Genomic DNA, 5,668 nt, shown 5'->3' with positions numbered 1-5,668 from the left:
GTGAAACCAATCTATATGATTTCCAATTTTGCTAAAAAATATGTGGAGAAATTTATTTCAAAAGCAGTTATTGGTTTAGGTGGTGCTACATATGCATTATCTATAAAAGGAAAGAAAATTCAAAATGGTAATATTGGTGTGTATTTATTTGCATTCATATTCGGAATGGTTGGGTTTTTAGTTTATGTATTTATAATTCGAGATGTAAAATAATGGATAGTAGTATCGTTTTAATTGTATTATTAGTTGGCGCAATTGTCACCTATTTATCAGGAAACAAGTTCGCGCCTAAAATAGCTTTAGTTTCAAGTATTGCTGCTTTCGGAGTGACACTATTAAGTTTAAATGCTTATCAAGCAGGTGAAAATTTAGATGTAAATGTACCTTGGATTACTCAACTAAACATAAACTTCGCCTTACACGTTGATGGTTTATCTTTAGTGATGTTATTGTTAACCACTGGATTATTACCCTTAATTATTTTATCTGGATTCATCACAAAATTTGAAAATTCAAGATCTATTTATGCTTTAATGCTATTTATGGGTTTTGCTATGGCAGGAACATTTTTAGCAGCGGATGGAATTTTATATTATATCTTTTGGGAAATTGCATTAATTCCTATTTATTTTATTGCTTTAAATTGGGGTAATGGAGATTTGGAAGAACGTAAAAAAGCCATTTTAAAATTCTTTATTTATACGTTTGCTGGATCCTTATTTATGCTTTTGGCATTTATTTATCTGTACACAAAAGGTGGTAGTTTTGATATCAATAAATTATATGCGTTGCAATTAACAACTTCAGAAAAAACATATATTTTCGTTGCTTTCTTTTTAGCCTATGCTATTAAAATTCCATTGATTCCTTTTCATACTTGGCAAGCTAACACGTATAGTAAAGCACCTGCTGTTGGTACGATGTTATTGTCTGGAATTATGTTAAAAATGGGATTATATAGTGTGCTAAGATGGCAATTGCCATTAACAGATGAAGTAGCAAAAGCCCACATTCCATATATTGTTGCATTATCAATTGCAGGAATTATTTATGGTGCGATTGTAACATTAAAACAAAAAGACATAAAGAAATTTTTAGCCTATTCGTCTTTATCACACGTAGGTTTAATTGCTGCTGGTTTATATTCTATAACTTTTGAAGGATTCCAAGGTGCGGTTTTACAAATGCTTTCTCACGGAATTGTAATTGTTGGATTATTTTATGTAGTAGAATTAATTTACAGCAGATACAACACCTACGAAATTAAAGAAATGGGCGGAATCAGAATTCAAGACACTTATTTTGCATCGTTATTTATGATTATAATGTTAGCCTCTGTTGCGTTACCAACTACTTTTAATTTTATTGGTGAATTTAATCTACTATATAGTTTATTTAAATTAAATATTTGGTACGCAGTAGTTGCAGGAACTACAATAATACTTGGTGCCTTTTATATGTTACGATTGTTTCAAAAGGTAATGTTAGGTTCTGAAACAAAATCTTTTCAAAAAATAACAAAACAAGAAAGCATAGTGCTAGTAATTGTAGTTGGTGTTACAATTTTCTTTGGATTATTTCCTCAGCCAATTATCGATTTAATTACACCAAGTTTACAATCAATTTTAACTCAAATTAAATAATAATCATCATAAAATGACTACATTAATTGCTATAATAGGAATCGGAATATTTTGTTTATTAGCTGAAATAATGAATCTAAAAAAGATTATTATTCCTGTATCAATAATCGCCTTAATGGGATTATTTGGCGTAAACTTAATTGATGAATTACCTGAAATCTCAAGTTACGAATCAATGATAATTTCAGATAAATTTGCAAAAGCATTTTCAAGTTTATTTATATTATTAACGGCTTTGCTTATTTTAATGAGTGCGCCGAGTTACAAAAACAGTTCAAAATTATCAGATTTTATTTCGATAAAAATATTTATGCTTTCTGGCGCAGTAGCAATGGTAAGTTTTAGCAATTTAGCTATGTTTTTCTTGGGAATTGAAGTATTATCTATTGGATTATATGTATTAGCAGGAAGCGATAGATTAAACATAAAAAGTAATGAAGCTGGTATGAAATACTTTTTAATGGGTTCATTTGCTTCAGGTATTTTATTGTTTGGAATAACCATGATATATGGTGCAACGGGCACTTTTGATATCGGAACATTATATGAAGCATCAATCTCAGCAAGTACTGAGTTTTGGTTTTACATTGGTGTGATTTTAATTACAATTGGAATGCTGTTTAAAGTAGCCGCTACACCAATGCACTTTTGGGCGCCAGATGTATATGAGGGCTCACCTACTCAAGTAACAGCTATAATGAGTACTTTTGCAAAAGTTGCCGCAATGGCTTCCTTCTTCAAATTAATTACAATATTAAACAGCCAAATGCTTTACAGTTATACACAAGTAATTGTAGTAGTGGTAATTGCAACTATGTTGTTTGGTAATGTAATGGCTTTACGTCAGAAAAAAATAAAAAGAGTTATTGCCTATTCAGGTATTTCACATACTGGTTTTATGTTGTTAACTTTATTAAACATAAATGCCGCAGAAAATAATTTATTATTTTACGCCACATCATATGCAATTGCAGGATTGGCAGCGTTTTCAGTTATCCTTTTAGTAACCAAAAATGAAGATAACGATCAAATAGAAAACTTTAATGGATTAGGTAAAAAACATCCATTAATGGCTTTTATTATGACCATCGCTTTATTATCAATGGCTGGAATTCCAATTTTAGCAGGATTTTTTGCTAAATTTTTCTTACTAAATCAAATTATCGCAAGCGGTTTTATTGGATTGGCAATTGTCGCTATAATTAATTCGATGATTGCAGTTTACTACTATTTTAAAATAGTAATTGCTATGTATACAAAAGATCCTGTTTACGGAAAAGAATATGCTAATCATTCAGAATATTATATAGTTGGAATAGTAGCTACAGTATTATTAATTCTGATAGGAATTTTCCCAGATTCGATACTGAATTTAATATAAGAAATAAGAGAGTCCAAATTTACATTTGGACTTTTTTTTACAACTCAATTAAAACAGAAACAGCATTTCCGCCAAATCCAACGGCATTTACCAATATTCTATTTAATTTCTTAGTCGTGTTTTGATTCTTATAAAATGGCGTTTCAATAAAATGTTGGTTTTGAAGCATCAATATGGCCAATTCAATACTCAATAAGCCTGAAGTAGCAAACGTATGCCCTACTTTCCACTTATTTGAAGTTAACAAAGGTAATTTGTTGCCAAACACTTTTTTTATGGCTTCAAATTCCGTTTTATCACCCTGAATAGTTCCTGGTGCGTGCATTACTATCGCATCTATATCATTAACAGTATAGCTTCCAATAGCCATTTTCATCGATTTTTGAAAACATTCTGCTTCCGTTGAAATAGAAGTGCTACTTGATAAAATTTCTGTAGCAAAGCCAATTCCTGTGATTTTAGCAATTGCTTTTTCTGAAGAAAGTGATAAGGATAAACAAGCTGCCGCTTCACCTAAAACCATGGTATTTGAAGTTTTTTCGAAATCCAAACATCTATTGGCTAAAGCATTATCTTCATTAGAATACACTTTTAAGGCCGTCATTTGACTTAACGTAAATGGTGTTAAAGGTGCTTCACTTGCTCCCACTAAAAACTGATTTGACATTCCCGATTGCAACCAAGCAATTCCGTTTAACAATGCGTGCAAACCTGTAGAACAAGTTATTGAATGGGAGATTTCTGGACCATTAGTTTGTAAATCGTGCGACACCCAACTCGAAATATTTCCTAAAGTTGTAGCTGGTGATGTAAAAGTAGAAACTACGCCATTAGTTATAAAATCGGTATGATGCTTTTCAAATAATGTGGTAGCCCCTCGAGAAGAACCAAAATTAATTCCAATATTTTTATTCGAAAAATTACTGTTTTCAAAGCATTTTCTGGCAACCAAAATCGCCATTATTACCGATTTATCTAAATGTTTGTATTTCGAATCTGAATTTATAATAGTATTTAAAAATGTAATTTCTTTATCTGAAAATTTAGAAACCCAATATTCTTTTTTATTGGCTGTCAACTTTTGAAACAACGAATTTTTATGCAAATAATTATCCCAAATTTCGGCAGATGTAATTCCTAATGCAGATATAGAAGCAATTGAATGTATATAAAAGGGTTGTTTTAACATTGAATTTCGTTTAAAGCTTGTTCGATAGTAGTATAAATTTGTTGCAAACTTCCTTCTGAAATAATGTAAGAAGGTAAAATATAAATCACATTACCAACTGGTCGCAAAATGATACCTTTATCTATAAAAAAATTATAAAATTGGTTACGCAAATTACTATAATAGTCTTGTTTTTCGGAAACTTGAACTTCTAAAGCAAAAATAACTCCTAAAACACGAGTCGATTTTACTTTAGTATGCTTAGAAATATATTTTTCAAACTCAAGATGCGAAGCGTTAATCCTATTGATGTTATCAAAAGTTTCAGGTTTTTCTAATAAAGAAATACTTGCCAATGCTGCAGCACAACCTGTTGGATTTGCGGTAAATGTGTGTCCGTGTAATAACGCTTGATTCACGTTATCGCTCATAAATCCATCGAAAATGTCTTGTGTAAAAGTGGTAATCGCCATTGGAATTGTACCACCCGTAAGCGCTTTACTCAAACACATCATATCAGGTTGGTTTTTCAAATAATCACAAGCAAATAATTTACCTGTTTTTCCAAAACCTGTCATCACTTCATCGGCAATGGTGAAAACATCATTATTCTTACAAACTGAAAGCAACTTGTCTAATTCAGCAGCTTCGTACATAACCATTCCAGCAGCACCTAAAACCAAAGGTTCGAAAATAAAAGCAGCGACTTCATTTTCAGAAATTGCCTTTTCTAATGCTAATTTTGAAATTTCTTCATTGCCTTTTGTAGGAACTGGAATTCGAACTACATTAATTAATGCCTCTTGAAACGCTTCTGTAAACAAGCCAATGCCACTTACCGCCATTGCTCCAAAAGTATCACCGTGAAAAGCATCTTCAAAAGCAATAATGGTATTTTTTTTAATTCCTATGTTATAATGATATTGAAATGAAGCTTTTATAGCTACTTCCACAGCTGTTGAACCATTATCAGAATAAAAAAACTTTCTCTGATTAGAAGGTAAAATTTCAACTAATTTTTCGGCTAATTCTACCACAACATTATGAGTAAAACCACCAAACAAAACGTGTTCTAATGTCGTAAGTTGTTTGTAGATGGCATCAGCAATAAATGTGTTACTATGCCCGAACGGATTGACCCACCAAGACGCAATAGCATCAATATATTGCTTCCCGTTTTCATCCCATAAAAATTCGTCTTTGCCTTTAACTATAGCAGGAAAATGCGAATTAATTTTATGTTGTGTATACGGATGCCAGTTATATAAACTATCTTTTTCTGAAAGCGTCATTTTTTTTTAGAATATAGAAAATAGAGCATAGAAAAAAGATGCACGTAAATTCTAAAATTATAGTGCAAAGATAAAGGCTATTTCTATAATCTATTCTATTTTTTGAAGATTTTCTCGAAACAAATCCGCGTAATATTTAATTACATTCTGATCGAAATACGGTTCGTTGTCAATTCTTCCTATC

The 5,668-nt window shown here is 31.1% G+C and carries 4 protein-coding genes and 2 pseudogenes; 3 read left to right on the top strand and 3 right to left on the bottom strand.

All coding sequences use genetic code 11. The annotated features are described in order from the left end of the window. The 3 genes and pseudogenes from ABWO04_RS09565 to ABWO04_RS09555 all read left to right on the top strand — a co-directional run. Positions 1-213, top strand: a pseudogene (locus ABWO04_RS09565) (NADH-quinone oxidoreductase subunit L); the annotation flags it as partial. Continuing rightward, positions 213-1,643 (top strand): complex I subunit 4 family protein, encoded by a 1,431-nt coding sequence (locus tag ABWO04_RS09560; RefSeq protein WP_353079498.1) that lies wholly within the window; start codon positions 213-215, stop codon positions 1,641-1,643. The pseudogene ABWO04_RS09565 and the gene ABWO04_RS09560, both read left to right, overlap by 1 nt. Before the next feature lie 13 nt (positions 1,644-1,656). Beyond that, positions 1,657-3,024 carry an NADH-quinone oxidoreductase subunit N gene (locus tag ABWO04_RS09555; RefSeq protein WP_353079497.1) on the top strand — a complete coding sequence of 456 codons (1,368 nt, stop codon included), beginning with the start codon at positions 1,657-1,659 and terminating at the stop codon, positions 3,022-3,024. A 37-nt stretch (positions 3,025-3,061) separates the two neighbouring features. On the opposite strand, the gene ABWO04_RS09550 is transcribed toward ABWO04_RS09555, so the two are convergent. The 3 genes and pseudogenes from ABWO04_RS09550 to ABWO04_RS09540 form a co-directional block, all read right to left on the bottom strand. After that, the gene (locus tag ABWO04_RS09550; protein WP_353079496.1) at positions 3,062-4,213 is read right to left on the bottom strand and encodes a beta-ketoacyl synthase N-terminal-like domain-containing protein; all 1,152 of its coding nucleotides are present in this window, start codon (positions 4,211-4,213) and stop codon (positions 3,062-3,064) included. Further along, positions 4,207-5,484 (bottom strand): adenosylmethionine--8-amino-7-oxononanoate transaminase, encoded by a 1,278-nt coding sequence (gene bioA / locus ABWO04_RS09545; RefSeq protein ID WP_353079495.1) that lies wholly within the window; start codon positions 5,482-5,484, stop codon positions 4,207-4,209. The genes ABWO04_RS09550 and bioA overlap by 7 nt, the downstream gene beginning before the upstream one ends. Before the next feature lie 90 nt (positions 5,485-5,574). Then, positions 5,575-5,668: pseudogene (locus ABWO04_RS09540) on the bottom strand (dethiobiotin synthase); the annotation flags it as partial.

Source organism: Flavobacterium sp., from assembly GCF_040382755.1.
GTDB lineage: Bacteria > Bacteroidota > Bacteroidia > Flavobacteriales > Flavobacteriaceae > Flavobacterium.
This window is presented reverse-complemented; position numbering and strand designations above follow the sequence as displayed.